The organism is Bradyrhizobium sp. AC87j1 (assembly GCF_002936975.1).
Taxonomy (GTDB): Bacteria; Pseudomonadota; Alphaproteobacteria; order Rhizobiales; family Xanthobacteraceae; genus Bradyrhizobium; species Bradyrhizobium shewense.
Map to the genome: position 1 here is coordinate 60319 of NZ_PTFE01000034.1, position 15629 is coordinate 75947.

Below are 15629 nucleotides of genomic sequence, written 5' to 3' on the forward strand. Positions count from 1 at the left end.
TAGGGGCTGGAAATGAGATTTACCGTCAAGGCAAAGCTTGCCAGTGCGTTCGGCGTGATCATCGTTCTGTCCGGGATTGCGGGCGGCGTGGCTTACATGAAGCTCGGCGACATGATGGCGACCGCCGACAGCATGGTTCTGCGCGCAAACCGCATGGAAAAGGCGACGCAGATCGAAAAGGACATCCTGCTTCAGCTGCGCGCCGAGAAGAACTCGGTGCTCGGTACGGAGGCTCAAGCCGAGCAGTTTGCCGCCGATGCCGCCAGGCTTCGCGAGGAAGCGATGAAGACCAGGGATGAGGTCTACGCGCTGGCGAGCGAGGGAGGCAGGAAGCTGCTCGACAGCTTCGCAGCTACATACGCGAAGATGAATACCTACCAGGAAGAGACGATCCGGCTGGCGAAGACCGACAAGACGAAGGCCATGGAGCGCTCGATGGGTGACGGCCGCAAGGTCGTCGCAGACGCGATGGAATCCATGGGCGCCTATGTCGCCAATACGAAGAAGCAGATGGCCGAGCAGGCCGTCCAGTCCAAGGCAGAGGGGCACCAGGCCCAATTCCTGCTGATGACGCTGATCGGCATCTCGCTGGCGGTTGCGATCGGGGCTGCGCTCTGGATTTCCATCTCGATCAGCCGTTCGCTCGGAAGGGCCGTTGGCCTTGCAGGTGCGGTCGCGGAGGGCGATCTCAGCCAGACCATTCCCTCGGCAAGCAACGACGAGATCGGAGATCTCATCAAGTCGCTGAATGGGATGGTCGAAAAGCTCCGGCAGATCGTCGCCGAGGCGATCACTGCGGCCCAGAACGTCTCCGCCGGAAGCCAGGAGCTGTCCGCCAGCGCCGAGCAGCTCTCGCAAGGCGCGACCGAGCAGGCTTCGTCCGCCGAGGAAGCCTCCTCCTCGATGGAGGAGATGGCCTCGAACGTGAAGCAGAACGCCGACAACGCCAACCAGACCGAGAAGATTGCGGGGCAGTCGGCCAAGGACGCCGAAGCCAGCGGTGTCGCCGTGGGCCGTGCCGTCGAGGCGATGCAGACCATCGCCGAGAAGATCACGATCGTGCAGGAGATCGCACGCCAGACCGACCTGCTCGCGCTCAACGCGGCCGTGGAAGCCGCACGCGCAGGCGAGCACGGCAAGGGCTTTGCGGTGGTCGCCTCCGAAGTGCGTAAGCTTGCCGAGCGCAGCCAGGCCGCCGCGGCCGACATCGGGACGCTGTCCACGGAGAGCGTGAAGGTCGCCCAGGAGGCCGGCCAGATGCTGTCCAAGCTCGTGCCCGACATCAAGAAGACCGCCGAGCTGGTGCAGGAGATCACCGCGGCTTGCCGTGAGCAGGACGTCGGCTCGGCCCAGATCAACCAGGCGATCCAGCAGCTCGACAAGGTCGGCCAGCAGAACGCCAGCGCCTCCGAGCAGGTGTCCTCGACCTCGGAAGAGCTCGCCTCGCAAGCCGAGCAGCTGCAGTCGACCATCTCGTTCTTCCGGATCGAGCACGCCACGCGCAAGGAGAAGGCCGCGGCCGAGCCGATCGACCGCGCCGTCGGTCAGCTCCGGGCCAAGGCTGCGCACATGGCGGCCGCCGATCGCGGCATGAAGAAGCCGGTGCCTGCCCGCAAGCCGGCACGTGCGATGAAAGTCGCCGGCGGCGGTGGCTTCGCCTTCGACATGAATGACGGCGAAGACGACCGCGACGCCGAGTTCCAACGCTGATCAACCGGTCCGGCCTTGTGCCGGACCGTACTCATTTCCAACCTCCGGAATCCTGGACTGCATCATGGCCGCAACCTCGCAATATCTGACGCTCGGGCTCGCCGGCGAGACGTTCGGCATCAGCATCCGCAACGTCCGGGAAATTCTCGACATGCGGCCGATCTCGCGGCTTCCGCACGCGCCGAACTTCCTGCTCGGCATGATCGACGTGCGCGGCAGCGGCTATCCGATCGTCGATCTCAGGAACAAGCTCGGCCTGCCCAGCGTAACCGCCACTGAAGCGACCCGCATCATCATCCTCGACGTGCCGATGAAGGACCGCCTGGTCGGCGTCGGCTTCGTCGCCGACTGCGTGTTCGAGGTCACCGACATCGACGAGCAGGCGATCGAGCCCGTGCCCGAGGTCGGCGGGAAATGGCAATCGGACTATGCCGCCGGCATCGGCCGCAAGGGCGAGAAGTTCGTCGTGATCTTCGATCTCGCCAAGCTGATGGCCAATGACGAGGTTCCGGAAGGCCGCGACACGGCAACAGATGCGCCTCGCGCCGCCTGAGTTTGCAAGAGTGAAGCGTGGTCACGCGTAAGCCCCCCAATTCGAACCAACGAGACTGAAAATGAGATTCACCGTCAAAGCCAAGCTCGCCAGCGCGTTTGGCGTCGTCATTCTTCTGTTCATGGTAGCAGGCGCTGTGAGCTACATGAAGTTGTCCGACATGGCCGCGACCGCAGATTCCATGGTGCTTCGCGCCAAGCGGATGGAGAGAGCAGCCGAGGTCGAAAAGATCATCTGGCAGCAGGTCAGGGCGGAAAAGAACGCAATTCTGGGAACGGCAAGCGAGGCCGAGGAATTCGCGGTGAACGCGGCCAAGCTCCGCGACGAGGCCACGAAGATCAGGGACGAGGTCTATGCGATGGCCAGCGAAGGCGGCAAGAAGCTGCTCGACAACTTCGCCAGCGCCTACGCCAGAATGAACGTCTATCAGGAAGAGACGATCAGGCTGGCAAAGACCGATAAGACCAAGGCAACCGAGCGCTCGATGGGTGACGGGCGCAAGGTGGTTGCAGATGCGACCGAGGCGATGGGAGCCTATGTGGCCAATACGAAGAGGCAGATGGCCGAGCAGGCCGTGCAGTCCAACGAAGACAGCCGTCGCGCCCAGTTGGTTCTGATCGTCCTGGTCATCGTCTCGCTCATCGTTGCCGCGATTGGCGCCGTCTGGATCTCGATCAATATCAGCCGGTCCCTCGCCAAGGCGGTCGGGCTGGCGGACGCCGTCGCGATCGGTGATCTCAGTCACAAGATCGATGCTTCCAGCAACGACGAGATCGGCGATCTTGTGAAATCTCTGAACGCGATGACCGCCAATCTGAACGCCACCGCGGCCGTCGCCAACGAGATCGCGCAGGGCAACCTCACGATCGAAGCCAAGCCGCTGTCGGACAAGGACACGCTGGGCCTTGCGCTCGAGCGCATGGTGGAGAAGCTTCGCCAGATCGTGTCTGAAGCTCTGACCGCGGCGCAGAACGTCTCCGCCGGCAGCCAGGAGCTCTCGGCGAGCGCCGAGCAGCTGTCGCAGGGCGCGACCGAGCAGGCTTCGTCCGCGGAGGAAGCCTCCTCCTCGATGGAGGAGATGGCCTCCAACGTGAAGCAGAATGCCGATAACGCCAATCAGACCGAGAAGATCGCCGCGCAGTCGGCCAAGGACGCCGAAGCCAGCGGTGCCGCGGTCGGCCGCGCCGTCAACGCGATGCAGACCATCGCCGAGAAGATCACGATCGTGCAGGAGATCGCACGCCAGACCGATCTGCTCGCGCTCAACGCCGCGGTCGAGGCCGCGCGCGCCGGCGAGCACGGCAAGGGCTTTGCGGTGGTCGCCTCCGAAGTGCGCAAGCTCGCCGAGCGCAGCCAGGCCGCCGCGGCCGAGATCGGCACGCTCTCGGCCGACACCGTCAAGGTGGCACAGGAGGCCGGCGCGATGCTCTCCAAGCTGGTCCCTGACATCAAGAGGACCGCCGAGCTGGTCGAGGAGATCACCGCGGCTTGCCGCGAGCAGGACGTCGGATCGGCCCAGATCAACCAGGCGATCCAGCAGCTCGACAAGGTCGGCCAGCAGAACGCCAGCGCGTCCGAGCAGGTGTCCTCGACCTCGGAGGAACTCGCTTCGCAGGCCGAACAGCTTCAGTCCACCATCGCCTATTTCCGCATCGAGCACGGCGCCAAGAGCCAGGCGCCGGCGCCGATCGACCGGGCTCTGAGCCAGCTGCGCGCCAAGGCGGCCACCATGGCGGCTGCCGAGCGTCCGGCGAAAAAGGTCGTGCAGGCCAGGCCGGCCCGCGCCGTGAAGGTTGCCGGTGGCGGCGGCTTTGCCTTCGACATGCATGACGGCGAGGATGATCGGGACGCCGATTTCCAGCGCTAGGACTTTTGCGGGCCGGTCTGCCCTGGGACGGTGGACCGGTCTTCTTCAGCGGTTGTTTAAACGCGTAGGATTCGAGATGGCCCGTACGGCCCGACATTCAGTGCAGGTGGCCGTCGCGGACCGGGGCCGGCGGCCATGATGCCCGCCGTACAGGATACGGCCGTGCATCTGTCGGACCGCCACTTCCGGACCATTGCCGAACTGATCGAGGGCCAGGTCGGCATCAAGCTGCCGCAGGGCAAGCGGCTGATGCTGGAGGGGCGGCTGCACAAGCGCGTGCGCGCGCTCAACTTCAACGGTCTCAACGAATATGTCGAGACCCTGTTTGAGGCCGATCATTTCGATACCGAACTCACCCATCTCATCGATGTGGTGACGACCAACAAGACCGACTTCTTCCGCGAGCCGCAGCACTTCACCTTCATGCGCGACGTCGCGATTCCCGGCCTGCTCAAGTCGCATGGACGCAAGAACGCGAACCTGAAGATCTGGAGCTCGGCGAGCTCCACGGGCATGGAGGCCTACACCACCGCGATGGTGCTGGACGACATGACGCGGAACGGCTCGCGCTTCCAGTACCGCATCCTCGGGACCGACATCTCGACCGCGGTGCTACGCCTCGCCAAGACGGCGATCTACACGCGCGACGTGCTCGGCCCGGTGCCGGAGCAATTCGTGAAGCGATATTTTTCGACGTCGCGGGACAAGTCGCGCGGTGAGGTGCGGGTCGTACCCGAGCTGCGGCGCGCGACACATTTCATGAGGATGAACCTCATGGACAAGTCCTATCCGGTCGATCGTGACGTCGACATCATCTTCTGCCGCAACGTCCTGATCTATTTCGAGCGCGAGACCCAGCGCAAGGTGGTCGAGCAATTGTGCAGCCATTTGCGTCCGGGCGGCTATTTGCTGGTCGGACATTCGGAATCGATGATTCACAGTGCCGTGCCCGGGCTGAAGCAGGTTCAGCCAACCATTTTCCAGGTCTAGCCGGAGCGCAACCAAGATGCCGAGGGAGAAGGTTCGCGTGTTGATCGTGGACGATTCGGCGTCGGTGCGCCAAATCCTGCAGACGATCCTCAACGAGGACCCCGATATCGAGGTGATGGCAACGGCCTCCGATCCGTTCGTGGCGGCGAAGCGTCTCCAGGACGAGATTCCCGACGTCATGATCCTCGACCTGGAAATGCCGCGGATGGACGGCATGACGTTCCTGCGCAAGATCATGGCGCAACGCCCGATCCCGGTGATCATCTGCTCTTCGCTGACCGAAGAGGGCTCGAACGTGATGTTCGAGGCGTTCGAGGCGGGCGCGGTCGATATCGTGCCGAAGCCGAAGATCGACACGCGCCTGGCGCTGCTCGAATGCTCGACGCGGCTGCGCGAGGCGGTGAAGTCGGCTGCGCGCGCGCGGGTGCGGCCGCGTGCGGAACGCCGGGCCATCGAGAAGAAGCTGACCGCAGACGCCATCATCCCGCCGCCGGTGCAGGGCAGGGTCCGGCCGACGACGGAGCGCATCGTCTGCATCGGTGCGTCGACCGGCGGGACCGAGGCGCTCAACGACGTCCTCGAGATGCTGCCGCCGCACTGTCCGCCGATCGTCATCGTCCAGCACATGCCGGCAGGCTTCACGGCGGCCTTTGCCAAGCGTCTCAACGGCGTTTGCCAGATCAGGGTCAAGGAAGCCGAGGATGGCGAGCCGGTGTTGCCGGGCTGCGCCTATATCGCGCCCGGTGCCCGCCACATGCTGCTCCAGCGCATCGGTCTGCGCTACCAGATCGCGATCAAGGACGGCCCGCCCGTGTCGCGGCATCGCCCCTCAGTCGACGTGTTGTTCCGCTCGGCGGCCCAGCACGCCGGCGCCAACGCGCTCGGCGTCATCATGACCGGCATGGGCGACGACGGCGCGCGCGGGATGCTGGAGATGCGCAAGCTCGGCGCCTCGACGCGGGCGCAGGACGAAGAGAGCTGCGTGGTGTTCGGCATGCCCAAGGAAGCCATCGCCCATGGCGGTGTCGAGAAGGTCGTTTCGCTGCATCACATCCCGCGCGAGATCATGCTCTGGTATCAGGCCGGGCACGCCGCGGTGGCGGGTTGATGGCCATGTCGCCCGTTCCGGCCAACACGCTCGCCGAGGCAACCACCGCGATCGAGGACGTCTCCTCGCGCATCGAGGACGTCTTCGCGCGCGTCGGTCACGAGCTCGGCTGCGGCCACCTCATCTTCAAGGAGCTGAACCAGGGCTTAGCTACGCTCTCGGGTGAGCTCTCCGGCGCCGAGATCGAGGGCGCCGCAATAGCGCTGCAGGAGATCGCCGCGCAGCTGAGCGAGCTGGCGCAGGCGCTGCCGGCGGAGAGCGCGCTGCTGGAGACGATCGGCAAGAGCACGGCGGAGGCGTCCTCGCTGCTCAAGCCGCTGTTCAAGCACATCCAGATGATCACCATCATCGCGCGCAGCGCGCGGATCGAGGCGGCCTCGCTCGACGGCGACCGCGAGGGCTTTCTCGCCTTTACCCAGGAAGCCTACGATCTCGGCAGGGCCGTGCAGCGCTCGATCGAAGGCTGCGCGCGCGACCAGCAGCGCCTGTCGGAGGCGGTTGCCACCGCCTCCGGCCGGCAGAAGGAGTTCGAGAGCCGGTACCGGGCCCAATTGATGTCGGAGAGCGTCGAGCTCGGCGCGGCCTATTCCGGATTACGCGACCAGCGCAGCAAGAGCAGCCATTTGGCCGACCGCGCCAGTTCCAGCACCAGGAAGATCGCCGAGGCGGTCGGCAGCGCGATCATCTCGCTCCAGGCAGGCGACAGCACGCGTCAGCGTCTCGAGCACGTGTCCCATGGCCTCGGCCTTGCGTCGGAATCCGCGCCGAGCCACGTCCCTGAAACCGTGCCGAGCGACGACGACGTGCGTGCGATTTGCCGGCTGCAGGCGGCCCAGCTCAGGGATGCCCAGCGCGAGTTCGGCGGTGACGTCGGTCAGATCGTTGGCGCACTGACGGCCATCCTGCATGATGCGGGCAGCGTCGTCGGCCACGGCCGCACCCTGTTCGGCGGCGAGGAGGGCGGCTCGTCGTCGTTCCTGACGCGCATCAAGCAGACGCTGGCGCATGCATCGACCCTGATCGCCACCTGCGAGAGTGCGGGCCGCTCGGTCGACGAGGCGCTCGCGATCGTCGAGGACACGCTGACGAAATTTCGCCAGGCGATCGCCGGGCTTGCCGAAGCGACTGTCGACATCACGCTGATCGGAATGAATGCCGGCCTCAAGGCGAGCCATCTCGGCAGCCGCGGCAGCGCCTTCGTCGTCATCGCCAACGAGCTCAAGGCGACCGCCGACCAGGTCTCCGCGGGGGCCGCGCGCCTGAGGCCCGTGCTCGATGGGATCGAGCGCTCGGCCAATGAGCTGAAGGAGCTCCGCGTGCAGGGTGATCCCACCCAGCTTGCCAAGCTCGAGCCGCAAATCCTTCAGGCGCTGCGCGAGGTCGAGGCCGGCAATGAACGGCTCGGCAAGCTGATGAGCCGGCTCGTCGACGAAGGCGCGGAATTCGAGAGGCTGATGAATTCGGCCCAGGGTCAGATGACCAGGCTCGGCGAAAGCTCCGCAGCCTTGCCTGCGGTCGCCACGCGGCTCGAGACTGCGAGCTCGGGCGGGCAGCGGCTACAGCCGGAGCTGCAGGATCAGGCGATCCTCGACGATCTCTTCGCGCGCTACACGATGGAGCGTGAGCGGCACGTTCATCGCGAGTTCCTGCAAGCCCTCGGACTTAAGTCGATCGCCGCGACGCGCCGGGTCGAGGCGGTCGAGACCGCGGATGACGGCATAGAATTGTTTTGATGGTGTCGCCGCGCGCTGCGGTGGCAATTTGACGAGTTGGCTTTGCAGGGCGTTAACCGTCGCGGAATACTCGCCGCATCGGTCATTGTCGCGCCCCAGAGTTGGTTGCAAATACCAGTGGATTTTACGGCGGACATTTCCATGATGCGAGACGGCAAATACGCGGCCTGGTTCAGGACCCCGCGCGGCCAGGGCACGGGTATCGTGCATCTGGCGGAGGGACGGATCTCCGGCAGCGACAGCTTCTTCACCTATGGCGGCTCCTATCAGTTCGATGACGATCAGCGCTTCACGGCCATCCTGACCACGCGGCGCTATGCCGAGGGACCGCCGACCGTGTTCGGTCTGGACGAGGTCGAGGTCAGCCTCGCCGGCGTGTGCAGCGGTGCGATGGCGACTTGTTCCGGAACGGCCAGGGAAGCGCCCGACGTGATGTTCGAGGTGACGCTGATCTACAGCCAGGAAGATGCGCCGGCTGTGGAAGCGCGAGGCGCCGTCGTGAAGCTCAATGACAAATTGCCCAAGGGTCTCGACAGCCGTTCGCGGCCGCGCCAATTTCCTGCGCCTTCCAGGCCTCCCGCATCTTAGTCTTGCGTTGACGCTATCGCAGCGAAGCGGGCTGCGACCGGGCCTTGGCAACAGTGCATTCAGGCGCGGAAAGCTAGGATGAGGCGGCAATAAAGGACGGACGAGACCATGCCTCAGATCTGGATGACATATAACGAACTGGCGACACTCAGCGGCTGTACGCCGGCAGAAGCCAGAATGCGGGCCATCCATCTGTCGCTCGACCGCCGCAAGAGCCGCGACGGCGCAACGCGCGTCAAGCTTGACCTCGCGCTGACGGCGAGGTTCTTCGCATCCGTTCGCGAGGCCGATTTCGATCTCGACGGCGCCATCGAGGCGCTCCAGAGCACGCACAGGCAGATGGCCGAACTCCTGGTCCCGACCGGGTTCCGCGAGCGCGGGGCAGCCTAGCTCGCTTGGCGTCAGGGCGCGCAGGTCGTTCCACGCGCCACCGGTGGATCCCCGCCAGCTTTTCGCGAATCAGGCATAGACTCGTCTCCGGAATTTCAAGCCGGGGCCGGGGTTTCAACCGCATCGGGCCGTAGAGCCTGTAGGAGAATGCCATGAGGAAAGCCAAGTATCGGGTCGGCGTGACGCTGTTGGGAACGGTGATGCTCGGTGGGCTGCTGATCGTCACAACCGCGCCGTCACGTGCGGAGGTCGTCAAGCTGCAGGCCGACCTCAAGGGCAGCAATGAAGTGCCTCCGAACGGCTCGTCCGGTTCGGGCAAGGCCGAGGCCGCGCTCGACACCCAGACCAAAGTCCTGACCTATACGATTACGTTTGCCAATCTGACGGGTCCGGCGATGGGGGCCCATTTTCATGGCCCCAGTGATGCGGGCAAGAACGCCGGCATCGCTTTGCCCTTCAAGACGGTCCAGAGTCCTATCCAGGGCAGCGCCACGCTCACGGATGCCCAGGCAGCGGATCTATTGGCCGGCAAATGGTACGCGAACATTCATACGGCCGCGAACCCAGGCGGCGAATTGCGCGGGCAGATGATGAAGTAGGGGGATGTCGCCGTGGCGCTGAAGAATTTTGTCAGCGCCGTGGGCCTCAGGCTGGCGGCCGAGGCAAGAACGCCAGGATCGTCTGGGCGAGAATGACGCCGACGGTGCCTCCTGCCGCCTTTTGCAGCACGTCCAGGAAACCCGGATCACGATCGGGGGTCAGCGTTTGCAGGACTTCCAGCCCCATCGCGACTGCGATGACGAGCGAGCAGGCCAAAGCGAGCCGGCCGGGCAACAGGAAGGCCAGCAGGAAGCCCAACAGGCCGTAGGCGCTGAAGCGCTCGATGACGACGATCCAATAGGCCTCGTGATGCCCCATCAACGCCGGCCGTCCCGCCAGCCTCGCCAAGGTGGCATAGGCGATGAGGGCAAGGCAGATTCCCGCGGCTGCGATGAGGTGATTTCGACGCATGGCCTACCATAGCCGCTCGAGGGCCATTCTGCTTCGAAAGACGAGAACATCGTTAAAACGCCACGTCGTTCTTCCGGGGGCGCGGGCCGCCCAAAACCTGCCCGCCATCGCCGGCCCGGAGGCAGTCCGGCGAAGATGGTCAGGCCACCAGGACGTCGCCGGCCCGCGCTGCGGATGCGGAGTGGCGGCGTGAATCGACCAGCTCGCTGAATTTCGCAAAGGGCAGCGGTGCGGCGACGAGATAGCCCTGTCCTTCCTCGACGCCGGAGGCGATCAGGGCGCGCCGCTGCTCCTCGGTCTCGATTCCTTCCGCTACGACCGTCATGCGGAAGTCCTTGGCCAGCGCGACCAACATCTCGACGATCGTCGTGGTCGATGCATCCACGGTGATGGTGTCGACGAAGAACTTGTCGATCTTGATCGTATTGGCGCCGAGCCCCTTCAGCCGCGACAGACCGCTGTGACCCACGCCGACGTCGTCGATGGCGACGCGGAAGCCGTGGTCGCGCAATTCGGCCACGACGGTCGCGGCGTGCGCGAGATCGTCGAGCTCATCGCGTTCGGTGACCTCGACCACGATCTGGCGTGCGGAGATTCTCGCCGCCAGGACCGTGCGACGCAGCGTCTCGACGAAGCCGGCACTCAGCAGGTGTTTGGGCATGACATTCACGGACATCTTGAAGGTCTTGTCCGCCTTCAGCACGCCCTGCAGGTCGGCGAGTGCCGATTTCAGGATCTGCCAGGTCATCACCTGGATGCGCCCGCTGGATTCGGCCAGCGGAATGAAGTTCATCGGCGGCACCACCGAGCCGTCCCGACGAACCCAGCGCGCCAGAATCTCGCAGCCCGTGATCTGGCCGGTCCTGAGGTCGAAGATGGGTTGGTAGTAGGGCTTGAATTCGCCGGCCGCGAGGCCGCGATCGAGATCGGCGACCGGCCCTTCCATCCGGCGGCTGCGTGCCAGCAGGATGCCGAACAGTGCACCAAGCCCGAGGGCGACTGCGAGCGCCGGCCAATACGCCTCGCTATTCCAACTCGAAAGCACGGCCTGCTCGAGCCGGATCGTAGCGTGAAGCGGAAAGCGCGTGGAATGCCTGTCGAAGCTGATCGGCCCTGGCAGGGGCCTGTCGGCATCGAGCCGAAATTCGCCGAGCTTCTCGCCATTGCTCAAGGCGAGGATCACCTCGCTGTGCGCGCGCAACTCGGCGGGCATGAGATCGAACAGGCCAGCGTTGATGCCGACAATGGCGACCAGCGCGGAGCTGCGATTGACGTCCCTGAGCACGCCCAATGCGTCGCCGCCGAACTGCTCCACGCGGAACAGCGAAAGCCTCGTGTCGTGTGAGGGCAGCATGTCGCGCCGATCCGCCCATCCCTTGTCGAACTCGAGGGTCTCGGAATAGGCCGAGCAGATCACTGATCCGTCCGGGTTGACGAGACGGACGTCCTTGATCGCCGAGCGCTGGTAGACGTGGAGCCGGATGGCTTGCAGCGCTGCCGGCGCGCAGCTGGCAAGATCGCGCTTGGCGAGCTCGTCCAGGCTGGCCGCGGCGAAATCGACCGCAAATTCGGAGCGGCGCAGAACGACCTCGGTCAGCTCGTTTAGTTGGTGCGCCTGCTGGTGGCGAATGACGCCGTATGCCGCAAAATGGCCCGCCAGCCCGAACGCCATCGTGCTCGCAACAACGAGCGCCGCAAACGAGAGGTTCGGCCGCTGTAATCTCATCCGGTCCAGGCGAAATTCAGGAGGGGCTTGGTGATTGATCTTGGAACTGATTTTGGAACTGATTTTGGGAATTGATTCTAGCCAGCGGGGGCTAAGATAGGGTTTAACGGGCGGACCGGTCCGGAAGGGCTACCGAGTGGTTGCCTGACTGATGGTCGCGCGGCCCGAGCATGGAAAGTTGAGCAGTATGATCAGGACGTTAAGCCTCCTCCTCCTGTCGTTCGTCGTCGGAAGCTCCGCGGCCTGGGCGCAGGGAACCAAAGACCAGCCATCGGGCACTCAGCCCACCTCCCGCAGCGGCACAGCGACGAATTCCGGTTCGGACAGCATGGGTGGAGCTTTCAAGGGGACGGGGACACCCAACTACGGCACCAGCCCTGGGATGGGGTCCCAGAAGAAGACGCGCAACTAGGTCTGAATAGGCCAGGCGGACTGAAGGCAGGACGCTTAGTCGCGCTCATCGGGGACGCGTGGAGACGGCCTCTGGATAAGCTCTGCCTGACCTGTCGGTGTGGGGCGCTGCGGGATCACGGGCGGCCCGCAGCCGAAGCACCACGAAAGCGATGTTAATCGCCAGCCAAATCAACATTGCGGAAATGGCAAAATGGACCACTGCCAGACCTCACTGCGAGGTCTGGGTAACATCCAGTGGTTGCTTTGGTTCCGTCCTGCAGGGTGAAAAGCTGGACTGGTCCTCGACGAACTGTTTCCAAGACTAGCCCTTCTTACCGGTCTTCGGCTTCAGCGAAAGACCAAGCCGCAAGGCCATGCGCTTGATCGCATCAGGCGAGCGTCCGAGAACTTTCGCCGCCTCTTCCAGCGAAGCCGAAGACTTGGCCAGCTCCATGAGCCGGCGGTCTTCCTTGAACGACCAGGGCTTGCGCGCCATAACCGAAATCATCCTCTTGTCGACACAACGACAAAGCCGCCAAGCGACCCATGTTCGCTCGACGGCTTTGCTTGGGTGGGGCCGGGCTTGGGGGAGCCCGGTGCGAGATGGATATGCGATCGGTGAGACTTCGCAACAAACAACGCGGATTAAGCTAACTGCTCAACCTTACCGCGATGAAATCGATGCGCTACGCTCCGTATAACCACGGTGTTTCGCTGGCGAATCCGATGCGCGCCCTCCGACGGCGGTCTCATCCGTGCCGGTCGGCGTTTGAAGCGCCAGGATGAACGAGGGTTCATGGTGTCGGCGTGGCGAGTTCTGGTAAAAAGAACTGGAGCCTCTTCTCCGCGCTCCGTGTCCTCGCGTGCCGACCAATCTTCAAGCATCACGTTGCACAAACTTCATCTTCGTCTGACAAAAGTTTCAGCGGTGACGATCTTGAAGTCGACACAACGAAAAGATGAAAATGAGCGCGGGAGGAACGTTCCGGCAAACGTGGGAATATTCCAATGTTAGCTGCTTTGGTTTTGATTTCGATTTTCGCAGCGGGTTTTGGCTGCGGCTATGCCGTACGGGCGTGGCGCTCGCGGAAGCGATCGGCACGATATCGTCTTTATGCACCCTATACGCCTGCCTCGATGGAAGCCGGTCGCACCCAGGGGCCATCGTAACCGCGGGGCCGCGCGCGTGCTGCCCCATGGTCGTGGCGAAGTCGAAATAACCATGTGCGGTTAGGTTAATCTGTCGCCGTCCTTGAGCGCCCAGGAAAGGCAACCTAAGACGGATCAGTTCATTGCGAGTTCGGGCCCTCTCTTTCCGGAGGGCACGCGGGTAGGCGTAGATGACGTGGCTGATTGCGTTGCTGGGCGCGACGACTTGCGCTCTTATTTTGATTGCGTTTGTTTGTAGCTATGGCCGGCATCTGAGAGATCTTCCAGGTCCTTGGATCATGAGCGAGGGTCATTCGAATGATTGATCAACGGCAGAACGCGCCGCGCAGGTATTTTGTTGACGCGCAAGGGCATCGTGTTCTGATAGGCCTTTCGCTGGAGGAGACGGCGGAATTCGAGGCGCTGGATCTTGCACCGAAGGAGACGGTGCAAATCGTGGTCGAAACCCGCGCAGGCACGGGAGCGGCCGCGGTTGACGACGTTCGGTGGCTCGAGCTCTATTCCAAGCACGAAGGAGCCTGGCGGGCCTGGATCGCACAAAGCCAGGCGGGGCGGACGCAGGATTTAGGCTTTGTTAACTATGCCTGACCGATGGTAGCGGCTTAGATCTCGAAAATGGGGATGGCCCACATGTTTCAGCTGTTCCTGAGAGCACGCGCGCACAACCTCCTCGGCTCGCGCCGCGAGGACAAGGGTTTCAAAGCCCGCTCCGCCGAGCGTGATGCGGAGACCGACCGCGCGAGGGTCGACGCCGTCATGGTCGCCATCGACACGGCGCTACGAGATGCGGAGAAGGAGCAGGTCGGGCTCAGTCGACGTGTCGATGATGCGCTTGCGCGTGCATCCGTCACCTTTGGAAATGGCACCGACGAGTACCTCGAGCGGGAGGCGCTCGACAATCATCACCAGGATCTCTTCGCGGCGGACATCTCCAATGGCCAGCGGCGGCTCAAGGAGCTGGCAAGCACCATTGCTCACTTGAAGTTCGTCAAGACCGCAATGCTCACGCGTTTTCCGAAGTTCAAGCCGCCGCAGCTCAACAGCTAGTATTGGAGCTCTTGCTGCGCGCTCGGCCATCCTTCGAGACGCACAGGGCAGACCGCGTGACAATTCGAAGCCGTTTGCCGTTTGGCGCGTCGATCCTTTTTGCTATGGTTCCGGCAAGCATTCACGCTTCGAGGGAGCAGCAAGGTGCCGGTCAGGAATATGCGAAGGTTGGTTGGATTGGTATGCGTGTTGACACTGGTTGCGCCAGCGACGGCGTCGGCCATTACCGCCGAAGTGGCGCGCGCATGCGAAGCGGCGGTGGCTAAGGCGTTTCCGCCCAGGCAAATCGGCAACCCGGCGGCCGGGAGTGCCAAGGGAACGGCCAAGGATCAGCGCGCATACTTCCAAAAGTGCGTCGCGAACAACGGTAAGGTCGACGACGCGCCGGCGGAGGCGGCCAAGGACGGCAAGCCTAGTAAGTAGCGGCCGTTGATCTAACGCGGCGGCGGGCAGGGAGAATAGAACGCGCCGTTCGCCGCGTTGATGCGTTCGACGCATTGGTTGGGATCGGTGATCGTCCCTGCCACCGTGAAATCGTAGCCGATGCCTTTGACGACGACGATGTAGCGGCCCGGCGAAAGCGTGAAGCCGTCCTGCTCCGGCTGCAGCAACAGCATCCTCTGCTGATCCTCGACCGGCCCCACTTTGTAGGGGTAGGACATGCTGCGAATGACCCAGGAATCGCCCGCGTTGACTATGGCGGCCTTGCCGGAGGCATCGACGCCCATTGACCGGGACACCTTCGCGACGACTCGAACCTCGGTCACGCTTGCCTCAATGCTTCCGTCCGGTCTGAACACGATGAAGTTGACATCTCCGCTTGTCAGGGTCGTTGCACTCGGCGTGTTGATGGCCGCCGAGATCGCAACGCGGCGGTCTGGAATCTTTCCGGGGACCGGTTTTAGTTCCTGGAGTTGCCCCTCGTTCAACGCGTAGACGCCGAAGGTCGTCGGCAAAGGCATGGAGGGGTGTGCAGGGGGTGCCGGCTCCCTTGCGCTGTCGGGCGATCGTTCGACACTCACGCTCTCCGACGGGGTCGGGGCGGTGGCCGGCCGGGGCTCAGGGTTGCCCGGCGCGCGCTCGGATGGCAGCGCCAATTGTGACAGTGCGGACACGTGGGTCCTCAAACGCGGCCAATAGATCACGGCGCTGCTGGCGCCGGCCATGAGCAGGAGTATGCCGGCCAGTCGAACCAGAAAGGTGAAGGCGCCGCTCCGTTTGGGTTGATCCGGCGATCGTGGCGAAGCCACGGGACGGCGCGGTGCTCCCGCGTCCTTCGCAGCAGGCGGCGAAGCCGAAACGGGTGACGACATCGGAATGGGCGGGGGAGCGGGGGTATGGCC

General features: G+C 63.9%; 16 protein-coding genes. 12 read left to right on the forward strand and 4 right to left on the reverse strand.

Annotation, left to right across the window (positions count from 1 at the left end):
• Window positions 1–12 precede the first annotated feature (12 nt).
• From CV770_RS19185 to CV770_RS19225, 9 genes are all read left to right on the forward strand, one after another.
• A complete protein-coding gene (locus CV770_RS19185; RefSeq protein WP_104463413.1) occupies window positions 13–1710 on the forward strand; it encodes a methyl-accepting chemotaxis protein in 1698 nt (565 codons plus the stop codon).
• A gap of 64 nt (window positions 1711–1774) precedes the next feature.
• On the forward strand, window positions 1775–2263 hold the full coding sequence (locus CV770_RS19190) for a chemotaxis protein CheW (RefSeq protein WP_091956231.1): 489 nt from the start codon (window positions 1775–1777) through the stop codon (window positions 2261–2263).
• A gap of 61 nt (window positions 2264–2324) precedes the next feature.
• Window positions 2325–4130, forward strand: a complete 1806-nt coding sequence (locus CV770_RS19195) for a methyl-accepting chemotaxis protein (RefSeq protein WP_104463414.1) — start codon at window positions 2325–2327, stop codon at window positions 4128–4130.
• A 135-nt stretch (window positions 4131–4265) separates the two neighbouring features.
• Window positions 4266–5120, forward strand: coding sequence for a CheR family methyltransferase (locus CV770_RS19200; RefSeq protein ID WP_104463415.1), 855 nt, complete (start codon window positions 4266–4268; stop codon window positions 5118–5120).
• Between the two features lie 16 nt (window positions 5121–5136).
• A complete protein-coding gene (locus CV770_RS19205) occupies window positions 5137–6228 on the forward strand; it encodes a protein-glutamate methylesterase/protein-glutamine glutaminase (protein ID WP_104463416.1) in 1092 nt (363 codons plus the stop codon).
• Between the two features lie 5 nt (window positions 6229–6233).
• Window positions 6234–7961, forward strand: a complete 1728-nt coding sequence (locus tag CV770_RS19210; protein ID WP_104463424.1) for a chemotaxis protein — start codon at window positions 6234–6236, stop codon at window positions 7959–7961.
• A gap of 141 nt (window positions 7962–8102) precedes the next feature.
• Window positions 8103–8549 carry a hypothetical protein gene (locus CV770_RS19215; RefSeq protein ID WP_091956227.1) on the forward strand — a complete coding sequence of 149 codons (447 nt, stop codon included), beginning with the start codon at window positions 8103–8105 and terminating at the stop codon, window positions 8547–8549.
• A gap of 108 nt (window positions 8550–8657) precedes the next feature.
• Window positions 8658–8939 carry a hypothetical protein gene (locus CV770_RS19220; RefSeq protein WP_091956226.1) on the forward strand — a complete coding sequence of 94 codons (282 nt, stop codon included), beginning with the start codon at window positions 8658–8660 and terminating at the stop codon, window positions 8937–8939.
• Window positions 8940–9091: 152 nt separating this feature from the next.
• Window positions 9092–9538 (forward strand): CHRD domain-containing protein, encoded by a 447-nt coding sequence (locus CV770_RS19225; RefSeq protein WP_104463417.1) that lies wholly within the window; start codon window positions 9092–9094, stop codon window positions 9536–9538.
• 46 nt (window positions 9539–9584) lie between these two features.
• Here the strand turns inward: CV770_RS19225 and CV770_RS19230 are convergent, their stop codons facing one another.
• The 3 genes from CV770_RS19230 to CV770_RS41680 form a co-directional block, all read right to left on the reverse strand.
• Window positions 9585–9950 (reverse strand): VanZ family protein, encoded by a 366-nt coding sequence (locus CV770_RS19230; RefSeq protein ID WP_018317055.1) that lies wholly within the window; start codon window positions 9948–9950, stop codon window positions 9585–9587.
• Between the two features lie 139 nt (window positions 9951–10089).
• Complete coding sequence (locus tag CV770_RS19235) at window positions 10090–11676, reverse strand: EAL domain-containing protein (protein WP_104463418.1); 1587 nt, start codon at window positions 11674–11676, stop codon at window positions 10090–10092.
• A 715-nt stretch (window positions 11677–12391) separates the two neighbouring features.
• The gene (locus CV770_RS41680; protein WP_129590830.1) at window positions 12392–12577 is read right to left on the reverse strand and encodes a hypothetical protein; all 186 of its coding nucleotides are present in this window, start codon (window positions 12575–12577) and stop codon (window positions 12392–12394) included.
• 959 nt (window positions 12578–13536) lie between these two features.
• Between CV770_RS41680 and CV770_RS19245 the strand changes: the two genes are divergently transcribed.
• The 3 genes from CV770_RS19245 to CV770_RS19255 all read left to right on the forward strand — a co-directional run bounded on the left by CV770_RS19245 (window position 13537) and on the right by CV770_RS19255 (window position 14709).
• Entirely contained in the window at window positions 13537–13827 is a 291-nt protein-coding gene (locus CV770_RS19245; protein WP_104463419.1) for a hypothetical protein, read from the forward strand.
• A gap of 42 nt (window positions 13828–13869) precedes the next feature.
• On the forward strand, window positions 13870–14286 hold the full coding sequence (locus tag CV770_RS19250; protein WP_104463425.1) for a hypothetical protein: 417 nt from the start codon (window positions 13870–13872) through the stop codon (window positions 14284–14286).
• Between the two features lie 186 nt (window positions 14287–14472).
• Entirely contained in the window at window positions 14473–14709 is a 237-nt protein-coding gene (locus CV770_RS19255) for a hypothetical protein (RefSeq protein ID WP_245453793.1), read from the forward strand.
• 11 nt (window positions 14710–14720) lie between these two features.
• Here the strand turns inward: CV770_RS19255 and CV770_RS19260 are convergent.
• Window positions 14721–15629: hypothetical protein (locus CV770_RS19260; RefSeq protein WP_104463427.1), on the reverse strand; the 909-nt coding region annotated here is incomplete at its 5' end.